The sequence below is a fragment of the Pseudomonas sp. MS646 genome, from assembly GCF_036693845.1.
GTDB lineage: Bacteria > Pseudomonadota > Gammaproteobacteria > Pseudomonadales > Pseudomonadaceae > Aquipseudomonas > Aquipseudomonas chlororaphis_E.
Genome location: NZ_CP144763.1, coordinates 1,546,696 through 1,564,225 on the forward strand (window position 1 = coordinate 1,546,696; position 17,530 = coordinate 1,564,225).

Below are 17,530 nucleotides of genomic sequence, written 5' to 3' on the forward strand. Positions count from 1 at the left end.
TGAGTTCAGTCACGTTCCAGCACCACGACGCGCTGTCCGGCGCGCACCGCCGAACCGGCCTGGACGCGCACCTCGCGCACCACGCCGGCCGAGGGCGCAAGCAGCGGGATTTCCATCTTCATCGACTCCAGGATGACCAGCACATCGCCGACGGCGACCCGAGCGCCAACCTGCACCTGGACCTGCCAGAGGTTACCGGCGATGTGGCTGTCGACGCTCAGTTGACCTTCGGTCAGCAGCGAATCTTCGCTCGGCGCGATGGGCGGTTCTTCACTGTCAAAGTGCGCCTGGCCACTGGCGATCCAACGCTCGCGCTCGGCATCGAAGGCACCTTGTTGCTGGCGGCGGAACGTGGCGATGCTGTCGGCTTCCTGCAGCAGGAAACGCTGGTAGTCGGCGAGGTTGAGCTGGCTGTGCTCGATCTTCAGGTCGAAGCGGCCCAGGGGGAATTCGCGGCGGATGTTCAGCAGCTCATCGGCGCTGACCGGGTAGAAGCGGATCTGATCGAAGAACCGCAGCAACCAGGGCTTGCCGTCGAATGCGGCGACGTCCCGATAACGATTCCACATCTGCAACGTGCGCCCGACGAACTGATAGCCGCCCGGCCCTTCCATGCCGTACACGCACAGGTAGGCGCCGCCGATGCCCACCGAGTTTTCCGCGGTCCAGGTCCGGGCCGGGTTGTATTTGGTGGTCACCAGTCGATGGCGTGGGTCGAGCGGTGTGGCGACCGGTGCGCCGAGGTAGACGTCCCCCAGGCCCATCACCAGATAGCTGGCGTCAAACACTGTGCGTTGCACTTCGTCGAGGTTGGGCAGGTCGTTGATGCGTCGAATGAACTCCAGGTTGCTCGGGCACCAGGGCGCGTCCTTGCGCACCGTGGTCATGTATTTCTCGATGGCCAGCTGACAGGCCGGGTCATCCCAGGACAGCGGCAGGTGAACGATGCGCGACGGCACTTGCAAGTCCTGCGCGGCGCACACGGCGTCCCACTCACCGGCGACGAGGCTCAGTAGATCGGCCAGGGGCAGTTGTTCGGGTTGATAGTGCACTTGAAGCGAACGAATGCCCGGCGTCAGGTCGATCACCCCGTGCAATTGTTTGTGTTCCAACGCCTGCATCAAGGCATGGGCGCGAAAGCGCAGCACCAGGTCCAGTTCGGGGGCGCCGATTTCCAGCAACAGATGAGTGTCGCCAGCCAAGCGAGCGACCAGGCGGGTATCGTCCTGCCCGATATCCAACACCACAGGCGACACGATCCCCTGTGGGAGCGAGCTTGCTCGCGAAGGCGATGGCACATTCAGCATTGATGTATCCGACAGACCGCTATCGCGAGCAAGCTCGCCCCCACAGGGAGCCCATTTCAGGGCCAGTGAGCGCGCGGTCGATATATCCACCGGCACGAATCGCACCTTGTCCCCCGCCTTGAGTTGCCCCAACTGCCAGAGATCCGCTTCGATCACCGTCACCGGACAGACAAAACCGCCCAGGCTCGGGCCGTCGGGGCCGAGGATGACCGGCATGTCGCCGGTGAAGTCCACGGCGCCGATGGCGTAGGGGTTGTCATGGATATTGGAAGGGTGCAGCCCGGCCTCGCCACCGTCGGCGCGAACCCATTCAGGTTTCGGCCCGATCAGTCGGACGCCGGTGCGGCTGGAGTTGAAGTGCACTTCCCAGGCGGTGTCGAAGAACGTCTGGATGTAGCGCTCGGTGAAATATTCGGGCGCGCCGTGCGGGCCGTAGATCACGCGGATCTGGCGCACGCTCGGCAGTTCCAGGATCGGTGCGCTCGTTGGCGGCAGCGTCGCTTGCTCATCCAGCGGCACCAGATGCAACACGTCGCCGGTACACAACGCCCGTCCGCCATGGCCGCCGAACTGACCGAGGGTAAAGGTGCTTTTACTGCCCAGGTAATCCGGCACTTGTACGCCACCCTGCAGGCACAGGTAGCTGCGCGCCCCGGCGCCGGAAATGTTGCCGATGGCGAGGGTGGAGCCGGCAGTGATCGACAACGGCGTGTTCATCGGTACGGCTTCACCGTCGAGTGTGAGGGCAATCACCGCACCGGTCACCGCCACCCGGGCATCGCAGTTGAAACGCAGCAGTGGCCCGTTCATGGTGATTTCCAATGCCGCCGCACCTTCTTCATTGCCCAGCAGGCGATTGCCCAGGCGCAACGAACGGCTGTCCATCGGTCCTGACGGCGGCACCCCCACTGCCCAGTAACCGAGGCGGCCGGGATAGTCCTGGACGCTGGTCTGGGTGCCGGGGCTGAGCACTTCAACGGTGTTGGCACGGTAGACCAACGTCTCCAGGCAGCGGGTCCAGGGCTGGCCGTTGGCAAACGGTGCATCGAGGAGAATCTGTTGCAGGTAGTCGCGATTGGTTTCGACGCCGTACAGCTGGCTTTCGTCCAGCGCTTGGTGCAAGCCCAGGCGGGCCTGCTCGCGGGTTGGAGCCCAGCGAATGACCTTGGCGATCATCGGGTCGAAGTAGGGCGGGATCTGGCAACCAGCCTCGACCCAGGTGTCGATGCGTAGCTGTTTGCCATCGGCCTCGGGGAATTTCACGGCGGTCAGTAGCCCCGGGCTTGGCTGGAAGTCCCGACCTGGATCCTCGGCATACAAGCGAGCCTGGATCGCGTGGCCCTCGGCTTTTAAACCCTCGCTCAACGCTTTCAGTGGTGGCAGGTCTCCGGCTGCCAGTTGCACCATCCAACGCACCAGGTCCACGCCCCACACCTGCTCGGTGACACCGTGCTCCACTTGCAGGCGGGTGTTCACTTCCAGGAAATAGAAGCGCCCCGCATCGCTGTCGAAGACGAACTCCACGGTGCCGGCGCTGCGGTAGTTCACGGCCTGGGCCAGTTGGATCGCCGCTGCGCAGAGTTCGTCGGCCATGCCTTCGGGCAGGTTGGGGGCCGGCGTTTCCTCGATGACTTTCTGGTTGCGTCGCTGCACCGAGCAGTCGCGCACGCCCAGGGCGATCACCTGGCCCTGGCCGTCGCCGAACACCTGGACCTCCAGGTGCCGGGCCTTCTCGATGTATTTCTCGATGAACACTCCGGCGTCGCTGAAGTTGTTCTGGCCCAGGCGCTTGACCGCTTCGAAGGATTCGCTCAGTTCGGCGGCACTGCGGCACACGCGCATGCCGATTCCGCCGCCGCCGGCGGTACTTTTGAGCATGACCGGATAACCGATCCGGGTGCCGGCCAACAGTGCGGCGTCGAGGCTGTCGAGCAGTTCGGTGCCTTTGAGCAGAGGCACGCCGTGCTGTCGCGCCAGGTCGCGGGCGGTGTGCTTGAGGCCGAACACACGCAGTTGTTCTGGTGTCGGACCAATGAAGGCGATACCGGCAGCTTCGCAGGCTTCGGCGAAGGCTGCGTTTTCCGAGAGGAAGCCGTAGCCGGGATGAATCGCTGTCGCGCCGCTGCTTTTGGCAATCGCCAGAAGCTTGTCCACCGCCAGATACGTATTGGCCGCCGCGCCTTCGCCCAGGCTGTGGGCTTCGTCGGCCTGCAAGATATGCAGGCTGGCGGCATCGGCTTGGGAATACACCGCCACGCCTTGGACCTTCAGTTCGCCCAAGGTCCGCAGGATGCGGCAAGCGATGGCTCCACGGTTGGCGATCAGGATTTTTTCGAACATGGCATTGCCCCCTCAGGCATGCGTGCTGCCTGAACTGGGATGCGGGCCGTCCCGCAGTTGTCGATGGCCACCGGGGTCGTCCCCGTGAGCGAAATAATCAATCTTACAAACACCGCTGACCCCTGTGGGGGCGGGTTTGCTCGCGAAATCGGTGAGTCAGTCAACATCAATGTCACTGTCGTACCGCTTTCGCGAGCAAGCCCGCTCCCACATGAGGTTTTGGGTGTCAGTGCTGTTTGATGCATTGCCCCGATCGGCTCTGGCACAGCGTGAACAGCCAGCGACGCAGGCAGGTGAGTTTCAGTTCCATATCAAAAGCTCCGCTGGCGTGGGGTTGTAGGCGTTGCAGGGGTTATTCAGTTGCGGGCAGTTGGAGATCAGCACGATCACATCCATCTCGGCCCGCAGGTCGACGTATTTGCCTGGCGCCGAGATCCCGTCTTCGAAGGTCAGGCCGCCGTCGGCGGTGACCGGCACGTTCATGAAAAAGTTGATGTTCGGCCCGATATCGCCCTTGCCCAGGCGACCATCGTGGGCGCAGGCCCGCAGATAATTGTCACGGCAACTGTGCATGTAGCGTTTTTCCAGGGCGTAGCGCACGGTGTTGCTTTCCTGGGCGCAAGCGCCGCCGAGGGTGTCGTGGCGTCCACAGGTGTCCTCGACGATGGTCAGCATCGGGTGGCCGAGGTTGGAATACAGCACGCTGCCGGTGCTCAAATAAACGCTGTTTTGCCGGCGCAGGGTGCGCTGCACGTCGTAGCGCTCCTTGGGGTTGGCCAGGCTGTAGAACAGCGTATCGACTGCCTGGTTACCTTCCAGGTCGAGGATGCGTAGGGTCTGGCCTGCCTTGACCTCCACCAGCCAGGGTTCCCCGGCGGGAATCGTGGCACGGTAGACGGCGGTATCGGGTTGTTTGTGTGCGGTGGCGATGGCGAGTGACATGGCAGCGATCCTCAGGCGAACAGGCGGTCGGTGTTGATGAAGCCGCGCTGGTTTTCCGGGCGCGAAAGGCGGCAGTGCTCGGCGACGCTGGCATCGGCGTTCATCCAGCTGAGCTTGAGCGGTTGCGGGGCGTATTGCGGGTTCGGGTCCATCGGGTGTTGCAGCGCGGTCAGCACCACCAGGGTGTCCATCGGTGCGTACAGCTCGATGTAGTCGCCGGCCTTGGAATGGCCTTCGACGAAGTGAAAGTGGCCGGCCTCATCGACGTTGACCCGGCTGAACAGGTTGAGGGTCATCAACAGGTCGGATAGGCCCAGACCCCATTTGCCCAGTTCCACCAACAGGTTGTCGGTGCCGTTGCGAAAGAAGCCGTTGCGCAGTTCCTGATAGCGCCCCTGACCGTACTTTTGCGCGACTTCCTCGGCGCAGAGCACACCGCCCAGGCTGTCGCTCCAGCCGCAGGTGTCGGCGGTGATTGCCGCCAGTACCCGGCCCATGTCCGAGTAGAGGCAGTGGCCGGCGGTGAGTTTGGCGGTGTGTTGGCATTTGAGGCTGTCAGGCAGGTTCAGGCGTTCGGTTTTCTCGTTGGCATTGAGTAGCGTCAGGCTCACATTGGCCCCGCCGCGCAGATCGGTCAGGCGCAGCAGTTGGCCGCGCTTGAGCACGAACGAACGGTGGCCGCCGCCGGGCAGCAGTTCTTCGGCGAAGGGTGTAAACAAGCGGGTCGAATCGGTCATGGAAAAACTCCTTTCAAGCGATACGCAATGTGCCGGCCAGTTCGGCGGGCAGGGCGTCGACGGCGGCACGGGCGGTGCGGCGGTCGCTGTTCAATGGAATGTCGTAGGTGATGCGTGCGCCATAGGCGCCAGGGGCGTGGGGATCGACACGGACTTTGTCGAACACCAGCAGGCGCGTGCCGAGGCTGAAACCTTCGCTCAGGTCATGGGTGACCATGAACACGGTCAGCCGGGTTTCGCGCCACAGCTCCAGCAACAAGGCATGCATGTCCTTGCGAATGCCCGGGTCGAGGGCGCCGAAGGGTTCGTCCAGCAGCAGGACGCGCGGCTTCATGATCAGTGCCTGGGCGATGGCCAGTCGCTGCTGCATCCCCCCGGACAGTTGCGCCGGGTATTTATCCCGCGCATGGCCGAGTCCGACCTTGTCCAGCAACTGTGCGGCTTCTTCCCGGGCCTGGCGCTTGGCGCTGCCGAACAGACGGCCCAGCAGCGGCGAGCGCGGCAACTCCAGGCCCAGGGCGACGTTGTCCAGCACGCTCAGGTGCGGGAACACCGAGTAGCGCTGGAACACCACGCCCCGGCTCATATCCGGCTCGCCGGACAAGGGGGCGTCGTCCAGGAGAATCTGTCCACGACTGGCGCACTCCTGGCCCAGTAGCAATCGCAGGAAGGTCGACTTGCCGCAACCCGAGGCCCCCACCAATGTGCAGAACTCACCCTCGGCGACGTTCAGGTTCAAGCGCTCCAGTACCACCTGGTCGCCGTACTGTTGCCAGACGTTGTTCACCGTAATGAAGCTCATGCCTTCGCCCCCTCATACCAGGGGAACGCCTGCCGGGTCAGGCGCTTGAGGCCCCAGTCCATCAGCCAGGCGAGCAGGGTGATCCACACCACGTACGGCAAGATCACGTCCATCGCCAGGTAACGGCGCACCAGGAAAATCCGATAGCCCAGCCCATCGGTGGAGGCGATGGCTTCGGCGGCGATCAGAAACAGCCAGGCCGAACCGAGCATCAGTCGCAGGGAAATCAACAGGCGTGGCAGTAATTGCGGCAGCACCACCCGCAGCATCAGGGTCCAGGTCGAGGCGCCGAGGGTCTGGGCCTTGATCAGCAGCTCGGAGGGGATTTCCCGGGCGCGCTGTTCCAGGTCCCGGGCCAGGCTCGGGGTGATGCCAATCACGATCAGCATCACTTTGGACAACTCTCCCAGCCCGAAGACGATGAACAGGATCGGCAGGATAGCCAGCGGCGGCACCATCGACACCACGGTGAGCAGCGGCGATAACGGCGCGCCCAATAGCGGCAACGTGCCGGCGGCCATGCCCAGGCACAGCCCGGCCAGGGCACTGATGCCCAGGCCGATGACTAACCGGCGCAGGCTTGAGCCGGTGTCTTGCCAGAGCAGGTACTCGCCGCTGCGGGCGTCAGCGGTGAAGGCCAGGCGCTTGACCGCATCGGCCATTTGCACGGCGCTGGGTAGCAGTTTGTCGTTGGGATTGTCCGTCAACCGTTCGGCCGAGCCCATGAAGTAGGCGAACAACACCAGCGCGAAAGGCAGGATCACCAGCAACAAGCGGCTGGGGCGATCCGGGTAGCGGTTGATCAGGCGCATGCCAGGTCCTCCGGTTTACAGCTTGGCGTCGGCGGCCAGCTGTACGTAGGTCGGGTCAAAGCGCAGCTTGAGGTTGGCCTTGTCGCCGCGGGTCACGCCATTGGCGAACGTCATGCCGACCGCGTTCGTGTCCTTGGCGCCTTCGCCCAACAAGCCGTGCTGAAAGGAGAACTCGGCCACCTTGCCCATGGTGGCGGGCAGTTGTTCGCTGGTGGCGAAGTTGAGCGCTTCTTTGGGGGTGGCGAACAACTTGGTGGTGTCCAGTTGCGCCTGGAAACCTTTGAGGTCGGTGCCCGAGGCTTTGGCCATGTGTTCCAACGCGGCCTGGCTGGCTGCGTTTTTCGCATTCATCAGCGCCACCACTTCAAACCAGGCGCCGGTCAACGCTTTGCCCAGGGCCGGGTTGTCCTGCAAGGTCTGGGTATTGACCACCATCATGTCCATGATCTCGCCGGGAATCTGGCTGGAGTTGAACACTTCACTGACGCCTGGCTGGGCCTTGATGTCCGAGAGCATCGGGTTCCAGGTGGTGACGGCCTTGACCTGATCGGTGTTGAACGCGGCGGAGATGTCGGCGTCGGAGGTGTTGACGACTTTCAGGTCTTTTTCGGCGAGGCCGACGGAGTCCAGGGCGCGGGCCAGCAGGTAATGGGACACTGACAGTTCCACCAGGTTGACGTCCATGCCCTTGAGATCGGCCACTTTCTTGCCCTCGCCCTTAAGGACGATGCCGTCGTTGCCGTTGGAGAAATCGCTGACGATCAGCGCGGTGCTGTCCACGCCACCGGCCGCGGGAATGGTCAGGGCGTCCATGTTGGTCATGGTGCAGCCGTCGAACTGACCGGCGGTGTACTGATTGATGGATTCAACGTAATCGTTGAGCTGCACGACATCGATCTTGATGCCGTACTTTTTTGCCCATTTGTCGACGATGCCTTGGCTGCCGGCGTATTCCCAGGGCATCCAGCCGGCGTAAATGGTCCAGCAGACGCTGAAGTGGTCTTTTTGTGCGGCAGCGGATGAAAAGCTCACGAGGGCCGAAAGGGCGGCGAGGAGCAAGGCGGACAGACGAAGCTTGAGCATGGTGGTTCTCCAGTTGATCAAGGGCGGACAGGAGCAACGCGGCACCGCGAACGGTGGCTTGTCTCCCGGGCTTTTGTCCCGCCGTGTAACCTCAACTGGAGGTCGCCAACTCTCGGACCAGCCACTCGCCAGAAGCGAGCCGGAACCCTAGTCAGCCATTGCAAATTGTGGTGCCGCGAACCTGTGATGACTCCTGCACGGGTTTGTTAAAGCGAGAGACGTGCCAACTCCGGCAAAGGCCCGGGCCAGAGACGGCAGGTGTTGGGGAAGGAGGGGCGAGGGCGGATTTGTGCTTGCTTGTGGTGCTGCCGCGCACCGGAAGAGGGCGACGAGGGACATGTTTCCAGTTGTTGCCATATCGCACCAGATTCCGATTTTGCTGTCTGAATATTCGTCAGTCACCCAAATATGACTGCCGCCCATCAGCGTCGCTGATGTGGCCCATTCGCGGTCCAGGAGGCCGCCATGTATCGACGACTGCTGCTCCTTGCGTTTCTCGGTTTGACTCTTTCGGCCTGCGTGCCCTACTACGACGGAGACTCGAGCTACTACCGTTCAGAGGTCTACACTTCACCCGCGCCGGTCTACTACGGGGGCGCAGGTTATTATTCGGCCCCACGTGGCTATTACGCCCCGCGGTATTACCAACCGGCGCCGCGCTACTATTCGGCCCCGCGCTACTATCAACAAGGTCCGCGCTACTACGCGCCACCGCGGGCCGCCTACCGGCCTTATCCGAACCGGGGCGGCTGGGATGGCTGGGGCGGTCGCGACCGGGGCGGCTGGAATGACGATCGAGGTGGACATGATCATCGAGGACGCGGTGATCATGACGGACGAGGCAGAGGCGGCCACCGCTGATCCCCTGGCAATAAGAAGCGGCGCATCGAGCGCCGCTTTTTTTTGCCTGGCTTACACCCACGTTGTGGCCCGCACTGACAGGGCTCGTTCAACGCCTATTCGTTGGACAAGTCCGCCAACGGGTGCCGACCTTCCCAAGCCTTGTGGAAATGCGCTTGCACCACGGCTTCCGGAATATGGTTGATGTCCGGCCAGTGCCAATGGGGCTTGTGATCCTTGTCGATCAGCCGTGCCCGTACGCCTTCGCTGAATTCCGGATGGCGGCAGCAGTTGAGGCTCAAGGTGTATTCCATTCGGAACACACCGGCCAATGACAGGTGTCGGGCGCGGAGGATCTGCTCCCAGACCAGGTGCGCGGTCAGGGGCGAACCTTCAGTCATTGTCCGGGCTGCCCGAGCGATCAGCGGGTCCTGGTGGTCCACCAGCAGGCTCAGTGCTTTCCAGGCGCAGCGCACATCGCTGACGTCCAGCCACTCATCGATTTTCTGCCGGCGCGGCAGCCATTGGGCTTCGGGCAGTTGCGCGATGGCTTCCTGCTGCAAGGCCTTGAACAGGCTGTTGAGCTGCATCTGGGTCTGTTCCTGCCAGTTGAGCTGCAACAAGCCTTCGATCAGGTCGTCCTGTTGTTCGTCCAACAGGAAACGGTCGGCCAGGCCCAGGTCGAGGGCATCCCGAGCGTTCAGGTGGGCGCCGGTCAGGCCGAGGAACAAGCCGAGCTTGCCCGGCAGGCGCGACAGGAACCAACTGGCGCCGACGTCCGGGTACAAGCCGATGCTGATTTCGGGCATCGCCAAGCGACTGCTGGGCGTGACGATGCGCGTGCTGGCGCCTTGCAGCAGGCCCATGCCGCCGCCCAATACGTAGCCATGTCCCCAGCACAGCAGAGGTTTGGGGTAGGTGTGCAGGTTGAAGTCCAGCCGGTATTCCGCCGCGAAGAATTGCGCCGCCAGCGGCGGCACTTCACCGGGACTGGCCCGGCAGGCCTCCACCAGGCTGCGGACTTCACCGCCGGCGCAGAAGGCCTTGGCGCCGTTGCCACGCAGCAGCACGCAGACGATTTGCGGTTCTCTGGCCCAGGCATCGAGACGGTCACGCAGGGCGTTGATCATCGGCAGGGACAGGGCGTTCAGGGTTTTTTCGGCATCCAGGGTGGCGACGCCGATGCGCGCTCCTGTGATACCCGTCAGTTCTTCGAAGTGCAGATTCATCGTGACCTCGATCCGAAATTTGAATGTTCAGTATGACCGTTGCGTGGGAAAGTGCCGGTTCTGTGTCAGATCAATTGACAAGCCATGTAGGCTTTCCTAGGGTGCGCCCATTGTTTCTACCGGGTGCAATCATGACTGCTGATGACCGTATCAAACTCGAACCGAGCTGGAAGCAGGCACTGCGTGCCGAGTTCGACCAGCCCTACATGGCAGAGTTGCGCGAATTCCTGCGTCGGGAGTACGCCGCGGGCAAGGAGATCTACCCACCGGCATCGCTGATCTTCAACGCCCTCAACTCCACGCCGCTGGACAAGGTCAAGGTGGTCATCCTCGGCCAGGACCCGTACCACGGCCCGGGCCAGGCCCACGGCTTGTGCTTCTCGGTGCAGCCGGGCGTGCCGACGCCGCCGTCGCTGGTGAACATCTATAAGGAATTGAAGCGCGACCTGAACATCGACATTCCCAACCACGGCTACCTGCAAAGCTGGGCCGACCAAGGGGTGCTGCTGCTTAACACCACCATGACCGTGGAGCGCGCCAATGCCAACGCCCACGCGGGCAAGGGTTGGCAGCATTTTACCGACCGGGTCATCGAAGTGGTCAGCGAGCACCAGCCGCACCTGGTGTTCCTGCTGTGGGGTGCCCATGCGCAAAGCAAGCAGAAACTGATCGACGCGACCAAGCACCTGGTGCTGACCTCGGTGCATCCGTCGCCGTTATCGGCGTACCGGGGGTTCCTGGGGTGCGGACATTTCAGCCGCACCAACAAGTTCCTCGAACAGCACGGCGAGGCGCCGATCGACTGGCGATTGCCGCCGGTCTGAGTGTTCGTCCTCGGGGCCTGTTCGCCAGCAGGCTCGCGAAGAAAACACCGCAGACAATCAGCCCTGCCCCTGGCGCCGTATCCAGTAACGGAACAACGGTTCTGCCAGAAACAGCACGAACAACAGTCGCATGACCTGCAACGCCGTCACCAACGGCACCGACAATTGCAGCGTCTCCGCCGTCAAGCTCATTTCCGCGATGCCGCCGGGCATCATGCCGAGGGTCAGTGAGCGCAGGTCCAGGTGGGTCAGTGTGCTCAGGCCCAGGGCCGCGAGGCTGGCGATCAGCATCGTCAACACGGTGCCGATCAGGGTGCGGCCCATGAACGACGGCGCCCGCCGGAAGAACTGTCGGTTGAAATGACAACCCAGGCCGCTGCCGATCAGCCATTGGCCAATCTGGCTGGCGCCGTGGGGCAAGCCGATGTGCAGGTCCCAGCCGATGCTCACTGCCGCGCTCACCAGCAGCGGCCCGAACAGCCACGGGTTGGGTTGGCGCAGGCGCTCCCAGATCCAGGCGAGCAGGGCGCCGGCTGGAAACAGCAGCGCCAACCAGAGCCAGTCCACGGTCGTGGCGTGTTGTACCGGGGAGCCTTCGCCCAACAGGTACTTGAATGCTGCGGGCACGCACAGCACCACCACCAGCACCCGCAAGCTCTGGCCCGCGGCGACGCGGCTCAGATCGGCGCCGTTACGGGCGCCAAGGTTGACCATTTCGCCGGAGCCGCCCGGCATGCTGGAAAAGAAAGCGGTGGCGCGGTCCTCGCCGGTGCGGCGCATCAGCCAGACACTCACCCCGCTGGACACGCTGGTGATCAGCGCGCCAAAAAAAATCAGGCCGAAGTGGCCCAGGACCTGCTCCATCACCAGGGGCGTGAAGTGCAGGCCGATTCCGATACCCACTACCCATTGGCCGCATTTGCGGCCGCCGGGGATTTCCTTCAACTGCCAGGGTGTCAGGCAGCGCACCAGGATGATCGCCAGCAACGAGCCGACCATCCAGGGCAAGGGCCAGCCAACCAGGCTGGCCAGGTAACCGCCGGCCAGGCCGACCAGCGGTGTTCCCCACCATTGTCTAAAAGTCGCCTCAGACATTGGCCAGGGCACGTCGTTGGGCGGCGCGACGACGCCAGATCCGCAACAATGGCATGAACAGCATGATCGCCGTCAGGATCCAGCAACCGAAGGTGATCGGGCTCGACCAGAGGATCTCCAGTGCGCCATTGGAAATCGACAACGCACGCCGCAGGTTCTGCTCCATCAGGCCGCCCAGGATAAAGCCCAGCAGCACCGGTGACAGCGGGAAGTCCAGCTTGCGCAGGATGTAGCCGAAGATGCCGATGCCGATCATCAGGAACAGGTCGAACGTGGTGGCGTGCACCGCATAGACACCGATGCCGGTGATGATGGCGATGACCGGTACCAGCGCCCAGTTCGGTACCGCCAGGATGCGGGTGAACACGCGGATCATCGGGATGTTGAGGATCACCAGCATGACGTTGGCGATGAACAACGACGCGATCAGGCCCCAGACGATGTCCGGCTGTTGCTGGAACAGCAACGGGCCAGGGGTGATGTTGTACAGCGACAGCGCGCCGATCATCACCGCCGTGGTGCCCGAACCGGGAACGCCGAGGGTCAGCATCGGCACCAGCGCACCGCAGGCTGCGCCACCGATGGCGGTTTCTGGCGCGGCGAGGCCACGCTTGTCGCCCTGGCCGAACGTGCCGCTGGCACCGGCGATGCGCTTCTCGGTCATGTAGGCCACGGCACTGGCGAGGGTCGCGCCGGCGCCCGGCAACACGCCCATGATGAAACCGAGTAGGCCGCAACGCAGGTTCACGACAAATACCGATGCCGCTTCCTTGAAGTTGAACATCATCCGCCCGGTGGCTTTCACCGCTTCCTGGCCGCGGTGGGTTTTCTCCAACAGCAACAGGATCTCGCTGATGGAAAACAGGCCGAGCACCAGCACGACGAACTGGATCCCGTCGGTCAGGTGGATGTTGTCACCGGTGAAGCGGTACACGCCGCTGTTGGCATCGATCCCGACACTGGACAGGAACAGGCCGATCAGCGCTGCGATAAACGTTTTGAGGGGACGGTCGCCGGCCATGCCACCCAGGCAGACGATGGCGAACACCATCAGGACGAAATACTCCGCCGGTCCGAAGGCAATTGCCCATTTGGCCAGCAGCGGGGCAAACAGGACCATGCCGCAGGTGGCGATGAACGCACCGATGAACGAACTCCACGCCGACAGTGACAACGCCACTCCGGCCAGGCCTTGGCGCGCCATCGGGTAGCCGTCGAGGGTGGTCATCACGGTGGAGGCTTCGCCCGGGATGTTGAGCAGGATCGAGCTGATGCGCCCGCCATATTCGCAACCCAGGTACACGGCGGCCAACAGGATAAGCGCCGACTCCGGCGGCAGCCCAAGGGCGAATGCAATCGGGATCAGCAGTGCCACGCCATTGATCGGGCCCAGACCCGGCAACAAACCGACCACGGTGCCGATCAAGGTGCCGGTCAATGCGGTGACGAGGTTGTAAGGCGTCAGTGCCACGCCAAAACCCTGGCCGAGATAATTCAGGGTATCCATATCAATTCTCCAGGACGTCGAGCAGGCCGAGGGGCAGGGGGACGTCCATCAGCTTGTCGAACAACAGATACAGACCAATGGCCATCAGGCTGATGATCACCACGCTCGGCACCCAACGGCCGCCATACAGGCGTGCCATCGGCACTCCGACCAAAATGCTGGCGAGGATGAAGCCCAAAGGTTCGAAGGTGCCGGCGAACACCAGCAGCAGTGCTATGCAGATGCCGATTTTCTGCAGGGTTTCGCGGTCCAGTTGCGGGTCTTCGTCGCTGTGTATGACCGGTGCGGGACGAAACAGCATGTACAACAAAGCCAGGCCCATCAGCCCAAGCATCAGCAGGGGAAAGGCGCGTGGGCCAACGGGTTCATAAGAAAAAGCCGCCTGGTAAGGCCAGGCCATCAGTGCCAGGCCAACACAGGCCAGCAACAGCACCGCCGCAAAAATACGTTGAAGGGTGAGCATGACTAACTCCTGGGCAGCGTCGGGGTAGCCGACGCCGCCGCGCGAACAGAGACGGTTACTGGATCAGGCCGAACTCTTTGGCCAGCACCTTGTAATCGGCGACTTGCTTCTTCACGTAGGTGTCCAGTTCCTGGCCGGTCATGGCGAACGGGAACAACTCGCGCTGGTCTCGCAGCTTGGCGAACTCTTCGGAGGCCAGCAGCTTGTCGAAGGCGTCTTTCCACCAGGCGTAATCTTCGTCGCTGACCTTTGGCCCGAGGTAGAAGCCGCGCACCACCGGCCAGACGATGTCGTAGCCTTGTTCCTTGGCGGTCGGGATGTCTTTCATTTCCGGCTCGTCGATGCGTTTTTCGGCGAACACGGCCAGCAGGCGCATGTCACCGCTCTGGATATGGGGCATGGAGTCGGAGATGTCGGTACTGCCGACCTGGATGTGCCCGCCGAGCAGGGCAGTAGCGATTTCACCGCCGCCTTCGAGGGCCACATAGCGCAGGTCGCGAGGGTTGATCCCGGCGGCCTTGGCGATGAGTGCGGTCTGCATCCAGTCCTGGCTGCCCACGGTGCCGCCGGAGCCGATGACCACTGAGCCTGGATCTTTCTTCAGGGCTTGTACCAGATCATCGAGGGTCTTGTAGGGCGAATCACTCTTCACTGCGATGGCGCCATAGCTGGTACCGACGGCGGCCAGCCAACGCACGGCGCTTTCGTCGAAGCGACCGAACTTGCCCTGGGCCAGGTTCAACAGCGAGCCGCTGGACCAGGCCACCAGGGTGCCGGCGTCCGCCGGGCGCTGGGCGACCACGGCGTTATAGGCCACCGCGCCAACGCCACCGGGCATGTAGGTGACGCGCATCGGCTTGGTCAGCAGCTTCTGGTTGACCAGTGCGCTTTGCGCAAGCTTGCACGTCAGGTCGAAACCGCCGCCGGGGGAGGCCGGTGCGATGCATTCGGGGCGCTTGGGTTCGGCGAGCAACTGCCCGGCGAACATCAGGCAGCCGGCGGCCAGGACGACTTTACGCAGTGATAGGCTCATTATTGTCTCCACAGGAGTTGTTGTTGTGTGTGGTACGAAGGGGGCGATTCCGGCTCCTTGCCTTGCTCATCGAGGATGGCCGACACAGGTCGTGGCAGGGAGGGGCGCGATGGAACAACGGCAGGCCGGGCAGCAGTGAAGCTGGCCAGGACGGTCTGTTGGAAGCGGGAAAGGTGGGCTGGCACGGTGGCCTGACGCTGCATGGACAGCATGATGAACACTCCGCTTTTATTGTTCTTATCGGCGAAAACGCTTCGAGGCGTTTTTCGTTCGCGATCCGCATCGCGACCGGCAGTCGAAACTGTCCGTCCCGGGACTCTAACGGCCCAACCTTTCGCTAACCTTTCAATACCTTTCAGGCTGTTTTTTGGCTTCACAGTGGGCGTTGCGGCTGTAAACTCCGCGCCAAAGAATGGCGTCGGCCATCCCTGAATCGAGGAATAACCCATGCGTGTTCTGCTCGTCGAAGACCATCTGCAGCTTGCCGAAAGCGTTGCCCAGGCGCTCAAGAGCACCGGTTTGACCGTCGATGTGCTGCACGATGGCGTGGCCGCAGACCTGGCCTTGAGCAGCGAGGAGTACGCCGTGGCCGTCCTCGATGTCGGGCTGCCGCGCATGGACGGTTTCGAAGTGCTGGCGCGCCTGCGGGCTCGCGGCAAGACCCTGCCGGTGCTGATGCTCACCGCCCGCAGCGACGTCAAGGATCGTGTCCATGGCCTGAACCTGGGGGCCGACGATTACCTGGCCAAGCCCTTTGAACTGACCGAGCTGGAGGCCCGGGTCAAGGCGCTGTTGCGGCGCAGTGTCCTGGGCGGCGAACGCCAACAGCGCTGTGGTGGGCTGGTGTATGACCTGGACACCCGTCGTTTCACCCTCGACGATGAACTGCTGACGCTGACATCCCGCGAGCAGGCGGTGCTGGAGGCGTTGATCGCCCGGCCGGGGCGGGTGATGAGCAAGGAGCAGTTGGCCGCCCAGGTATTTGGCCTGGACGAAGAAGCCAGTGCGGATGCCATCGAGATCTACGTCCACCGGCTGCGCAAGAAACTCGATGGCCATGCCGTCGCCATCGTGACGTTCCGTGGCCTGGGCTACCTGCTGGAAAACCGCGATGCATAAGCCCGACAGCCTGCGCTGGCGGTTGCTCTGGAACCTCGCATTGCTGTTGGTGGTGCTGATGCTCGCCAGCGGCCTGAGCGCCTACTGGAACGGTCGCGAAGCCGCGGATACCGCCTATGACCGCACGCTGCTGGCCTCGGCCCGAACCATCGCCGCGGGGCTTTCCCAGCGCGATGGCAGCCTGAGCGCAGACGTGCCCTATGTGGCCCTGGACACCTTCGCCTATGACAGCGCCGGGCGCATTTATTACCAGGTCAATGACATCAACAAGCAGTTGATCTCCGGCTATGAAAACCTTCCCGGCCCGCCGCCCGGTACGCCACGCACCGACGATTACCCGGCCCTGGCGCGCTTCTACAACGCCAGTTACCAGGGCCAGAACGTGCGGGTGGTGAGCCTGCTCAAAGCCGTGAGCGAGCCGAACATGAACGGCATGGCGGAGATTCGCGTTGCGGAGACCGAAGAGGCGCGGGTCAGCATGGCCCGCAGCCTGATGGCCGACACCTTGCTGCGCCTCGGGATGCTGGCCGTGGGGGCGTTGCTGCTGGTGTGGTTCGCGGTCAGTGCCGCATTGCGTCCACTGGAGCGCTTGCGTACGGCGGTGGAGGAGCGCCAGCCGGACGATTTGCGTCCGCTGCCGCTGGTGGAAGTCCAGCATGAGCTCTGGCCCCTGGTGCGGGCCCTCAACCACTTCACCGAGCGGCTGCGCGGGCAGTTCGAGCGCCAGGCGCAATTCATTGCCGATGCCGCCCATGAACTGCGCACACCGTTGGCCGCGCTCAAGGCCCGCCTGGAGCTGGGCTTGCGCGCCAGTGAGCCGGCGACCTGGCGTGAAACCTTGGAAACCGCCGCCCAAGGCACCGACCGCTTGACCCATCTGGCGAATCAGCTGTTGTCCATGGCCCGCGTCGAAAACGGCGCCCGCGCCATCGCCGAGGGCGGCGCGCAGTTGCTCGACATGAGTCAGCTGGCCCGGGAGCTGGGCATGGCCATGGCGCCGCTGGCCCATGCCCGGGGTGTGGCGTTGGCGCTGGAAGCCGATGAGCCGGTGTGGCTGCGGGGCGAGCCGACCTTGCTCAACGAGTTGCTGAGCAACCTGGTGGATAACGCCCTGGCGCATACCCCATCGGGCGGCAACGTGATCCTGCGGGTCACCGCGCCGGCGGTGCTGGAAGTTGAGGACGACGGCCCTGGCATTCCCCTGCACGAGCGCGATCGGGTGTTCGAGCGCTTCTATCGTCGCAACCAGCAAGTGGCCGGGTCCGGCCTGGGGTTGGCGATCGTCGGTGAGATCTGCCGCGCTCACTTGGCGCAGATCACCCTGCACGATGGGCAGGAGCGGGGGCTGAAGGTGCGGGTGAGTTTTGTACCGGGCTCGGACTGATTCCAATGCGCTT

General features: G+C 63.3%; 16 protein-coding genes and 1 riboswitch. Of the genes, 4 read left to right on the forward strand and 12 right to left on the reverse strand.

All coding sequences use genetic code 11. From position 1 onward, the window contains the following. Positions 1–5: 5 nt before the first annotated feature. From uca to V3H56_RS06900, 6 genes are all read right to left on the reverse strand, one after another. Positions 6–3,647 carry an urea carboxylase gene (gene uca, locus V3H56_RS06875; RefSeq protein ID WP_212803484.1) on the reverse strand — a complete coding sequence of 1,214 codons (3,642 nt, stop codon included), beginning with the start codon at positions 3,645–3,647 and terminating at the stop codon, positions 6–8. 300 nt (positions 3,648–3,947) lie between these two features. After that, complete coding sequence (locus V3H56_RS06880; RefSeq protein ID WP_042732480.1) at positions 3,948–4,589, reverse strand: urea amidolyase associated protein UAAP2; 642 nt, start codon at positions 4,587–4,589, stop codon at positions 3,948–3,950. Between the two features lie 11 nt (positions 4,590–4,600). Continuing rightward, complete coding sequence (locus V3H56_RS06885) at positions 4,601–5,326, reverse strand: urea amidolyase associated protein UAAP1 (protein ID WP_123579516.1); 726 nt, start codon at positions 5,324–5,326, stop codon at positions 4,601–4,603. Between the two features lie 13 nt (positions 5,327–5,339). Next, the gene (locus V3H56_RS06890) at positions 5,340–6,128 is read right to left on the reverse strand and encodes an ABC transporter ATP-binding protein (protein ID WP_042731928.1); all 789 of its coding nucleotides are present in this window, start codon (positions 6,126–6,128) and stop codon (positions 5,340–5,342) included. Next, complete coding sequence (locus tag V3H56_RS06895) at positions 6,125–6,940, reverse strand: ABC transporter permease (RefSeq protein ID WP_042731927.1); 816 nt, start codon at positions 6,938–6,940, stop codon at positions 6,125–6,127. Before V3H56_RS06895 ends, V3H56_RS06890 begins: the two co-directional genes overlap by 4 nt. 15 nt (positions 6,941–6,955) lie before the next feature. Continuing rightward, positions 6,956–8,023 carry a putative urea ABC transporter substrate-binding protein gene (locus V3H56_RS06900; protein WP_042731926.1) on the reverse strand — a complete coding sequence of 356 codons (1,068 nt, stop codon included), beginning with the start codon at positions 8,021–8,023 and terminating at the stop codon, positions 6,956–6,958. Between the two features lie 60 nt (positions 8,024–8,083). Then, a riboswitch (guanidine-I (ykkC/yxkD leader) is annotated at positions 8,084–8,185 on the reverse strand. A gap of 303 nt (positions 8,186–8,488) precedes the next feature. On the opposite strand from V3H56_RS06900, the gene V3H56_RS06905 reads away from it, so the two are divergent. Next, entirely contained in the window at positions 8,489–8,884 is a 396-nt protein-coding gene (locus tag V3H56_RS06905; RefSeq protein WP_080922149.1) for a hypothetical protein, read from the forward strand. A gap of 95 nt (positions 8,885–8,979) precedes the next feature. On the opposite strand, the gene V3H56_RS06910 is transcribed toward V3H56_RS06905, so the two are convergent. Then, positions 8,980–10,092: an enoyl-CoA hydratase/isomerase family protein gene (locus tag V3H56_RS06910; RefSeq protein ID WP_338474382.1), complete on the reverse strand. Its 1,113-nt coding sequence runs from the start codon at positions 10,090–10,092 to the stop codon at positions 8,980–8,982. A 128-nt stretch (positions 10,093–10,220) separates the two neighbouring features. Here V3H56_RS06910 and ung point away from each other — a divergent pair, with 128 nt between their 5' ends. After that, a complete protein-coding gene (gene ung / locus V3H56_RS06915; protein ID WP_161796124.1) occupies positions 10,221–10,916 on the forward strand; it encodes a uracil-DNA glycosylase in 696 nt (231 codons plus the stop codon). Positions 10,917–10,973: 57 nt separating this feature from the next. On the opposite strand, the gene V3H56_RS06920 is transcribed toward ung, so the two are convergent. The 5 genes from V3H56_RS06920 to V3H56_RS06940 are packed head-to-tail and all read right to left on the reverse strand — an operon-like array spanning position 10,974 to position 15,463. Then, the gene (locus tag V3H56_RS06920; RefSeq protein WP_338474383.1) at positions 10,974–12,011 is read right to left on the reverse strand and encodes an AbrB family transcriptional regulator; all 1,038 of its coding nucleotides are present in this window, start codon (positions 12,009–12,011) and stop codon (positions 10,974–10,976) included. Next, positions 12,004–13,518 carry a tripartite tricarboxylate transporter permease gene (locus V3H56_RS06925; RefSeq protein WP_047739245.1) on the reverse strand — a complete coding sequence of 505 codons (1,515 nt, stop codon included), beginning with the start codon at positions 13,516–13,518 and terminating at the stop codon, positions 12,004–12,006. The genes V3H56_RS06920 and V3H56_RS06925 overlap by 8 nt, the downstream gene beginning before the upstream one ends. Position 13,519: 1 nt before the next feature. After that, complete coding sequence (locus tag V3H56_RS06930; protein WP_042732117.1) at positions 13,520–13,981, reverse strand: tripartite tricarboxylate transporter TctB family protein; 462 nt, start codon at positions 13,979–13,981, stop codon at positions 13,520–13,522. A 55-nt stretch (positions 13,982–14,036) separates the two neighbouring features. Continuing rightward, positions 14,037–15,014, reverse strand: a complete 978-nt coding sequence (locus tag V3H56_RS06935; RefSeq protein ID WP_042732116.1) for a tripartite tricarboxylate transporter substrate binding protein — start codon at positions 15,012–15,014, stop codon at positions 14,037–14,039. After that, entirely contained in the window at positions 15,014–15,463 is a 450-nt protein-coding gene (locus V3H56_RS06940) for a hypothetical protein (protein ID WP_338474384.1), read from the reverse strand. The genes V3H56_RS06935 and V3H56_RS06940 overlap by 1 nt, the downstream gene beginning before the upstream one ends. On the opposite strand from V3H56_RS06940, the gene V3H56_RS06945 reads away from it, so the two are divergent. Both V3H56_RS06945 and V3H56_RS06950 read left to right on the forward strand, forming a co-directional pair. Beyond that, complete coding sequence (locus tag V3H56_RS06945; RefSeq protein ID WP_042732115.1) at positions 15,462–16,133, forward strand: response regulator; 672 nt, start codon at positions 15,462–15,464, stop codon at positions 16,131–16,133. The genes V3H56_RS06940 and V3H56_RS06945 overlap by 2 nt on opposite strands. After that, positions 16,126–17,517: a sensor histidine kinase gene (locus V3H56_RS06950; protein ID WP_042732114.1), complete on the forward strand. Its 1,392-nt coding sequence runs from the start codon at positions 16,126–16,128 to the stop codon at positions 17,515–17,517. The genes V3H56_RS06945 and V3H56_RS06950 overlap by 8 nt, the downstream gene beginning before the upstream one ends. The last annotated feature ends 13 nt before the right edge of the window (positions 17,518–17,530 follow it).

What these genes read in the sequence shown, in the direction of transcription:
- V3H56_RS06900 (WP_042731926.1), bottom strand. Translation starts at nt 8,023, where the DNA reads ATGCTCAAGCTTCGTCTGTCCGCCTTGCTCCTCGCCGCCCTTTCGGCC.
- V3H56_RS06925 (WP_047739245.1), bottom strand. Translation starts at nt 13,518, where the DNA reads ATGGATACCCTGAATTATCTCGGCCAGGGTTTTGGCGTGGCACTGACG.
- V3H56_RS06945 (WP_042732115.1), top strand. Translation starts at nt 15,462, where the DNA reads ATGCGTGTTCTGCTCGTCGAAGACCATCTGCAGCTTGCCGAAAGCGTT.
- V3H56_RS06885 (WP_123579516.1), bottom strand. Translation starts at nt 5,326, where the DNA reads ATGACCGATTCGACCCGCTTGTTTACACCCTTCGCCGAAGAACTGCTG.
- V3H56_RS06935 (WP_042732116.1), bottom strand. Translation starts at nt 15,014, where the DNA reads ATGAGCCTATCACTGCGTAAAGTCGTCCTGGCCGCCGGCTGCCTGATG.
- V3H56_RS06905 (WP_080922149.1), top strand. Translation starts at nt 8,489, where the DNA reads ATGTATCGACGACTGCTGCTCCTTGCGTTTCTCGGTTTGACTCTTTCG.
- V3H56_RS06940 (WP_338474384.1), bottom strand. Translation starts at nt 15,463, where the DNA reads ATGGGTTATTCCTCGATTCAGGGATGGCCGACGCCATTCTTTGGCGCG.
- uca (WP_212803484.1), bottom strand. Translation starts at nt 3,647, where the DNA reads ATGTTCGAAAAAATCCTGATCGCCAACCGTGGAGCCATCGCTTGCCGC.
- V3H56_RS06895 (WP_042731927.1), bottom strand. Translation starts at nt 6,940, where the DNA reads ATGCGCCTGATCAACCGCTACCCGGATCGCCCCAGCCGCTTGTTGCTG.
- V3H56_RS06880 (WP_042732480.1), bottom strand. Translation starts at nt 4,589, where the DNA reads ATGTCACTCGCCATCGCCACCGCACACAAACAACCCGATACCGCCGTC.
- V3H56_RS06920 (WP_338474383.1), bottom strand. Translation starts at nt 12,011, where the DNA reads ATGTCTGAGGCGACTTTTAGACAATGGTGGGGAACACCGCTGGTCGGC.
- V3H56_RS06950 (WP_042732114.1), top strand. Translation starts at nt 16,126, where the DNA reads ATGCATAAGCCCGACAGCCTGCGCTGGCGGTTGCTCTGGAACCTCGCA.
- V3H56_RS06930 (WP_042732117.1), bottom strand. Translation starts at nt 13,981, where the DNA reads ATGCTCACCCTTCAACGTATTTTTGCGGCGGTGCTGTTGCTGGCCTGT.
- V3H56_RS06890 (WP_042731928.1), bottom strand. Translation starts at nt 6,128, where the DNA reads ATGAGCTTCATTACGGTGAACAACGTCTGGCAACAGTACGGCGACCAG.
- V3H56_RS06910 (WP_338474382.1), bottom strand. Translation starts at nt 10,092, where the DNA reads ATGAATCTGCACTTCGAAGAACTGACGGGTATCACAGGAGCGCGCATC.